1 protein-coding gene is annotated in these 807 nt (G+C 63.9%); it reads left to right on the top strand.

Features of this window, described 5'->3' with window-relative positions; all coding sequences use genetic code 11:
• On the top strand, positions 1-687 hold a 687-nt coding region (locus EN884_RS37505; RefSeq protein ID WP_164895494.1), incomplete at its 5' end, for an AraC family transcriptional regulator.
• Positions 688-807: the final 120 nt, after the last annotated feature.

Genomic DNA, 807 nt, shown 5'->3' on the forward strand with positions numbered 1-807 from the left:
CGCTCCTACTGCCATGAGGTTCGACGATATTTCGTAAGGCGCGCCGGCGATATCGACCTGGTGCCCGCCGGTCAGGAGGGTGGGTTCGAGGCTGAGACCCCGTTCGACACGATCGAGATCGCGTTACAACCGGCCTTGATGGAAAGGGTGGCAGCCGAACTTGGCAAGGCGCGCGCATTGCCGCTCGGCACACGTCACCTGCTTCGTGACCAGCGCATCGAACACCTCGCGCGAGCACTGGAGAGCGATCTCAATGCGAAGTCGCCGAGCGGGTCGTTGTTTGCCGACAGCATCGGCGCCGCGCTCGCTGTGAGGCTGCTTGGCCTCGGTGAACCTGATATCGATCGCGCGAACCGGCTGTCGGATACTCAGCTCAAGCGCGTGCTGGAGCATATCGAGGTTGCGCTGCACGAACCCCTATCGATCCATCGACTGAGCCGGGTTGCCGGCGCCAGCAGTTCGCACTTGCGGACATGGTTCAAGGCGGCGACGGGCTTCACCCTGCACCGCTACGTGCTACGGCGTCGCGTCGAACGCGCACGCGTCCTGCTGCAGCAAGGCGATCTCAGCACAAGCGAGGTGGCGGAATTGACGGGCTTCGCGCACCAGTCACATCTGGCGCATTGGATGCGGCGTGAGATCGGCCAAACGCCGCGTGATTTGCGGCGGTCGCAGCCGCCCAAATGATCTTGTCATCGGATGGCGTTGGCGACGCTATCCAACGCATCAGTCCTTCAGCGGTTTGCCGAGCCGGCCAGCCAAATCCTGGGTGAACTGCCAGGCGACGCGGCCCGAGCGGCTGCGACC

This window comes from Mesorhizobium sp. M7A.F.Ca.AU.001.01.1.1, from assembly GCF_004022735.1.
Taxonomy (GTDB): domain Bacteria; phylum Pseudomonadota; class Alphaproteobacteria; order Rhizobiales; family Rhizobiaceae; genus Mesorhizobium; species Mesorhizobium ciceri.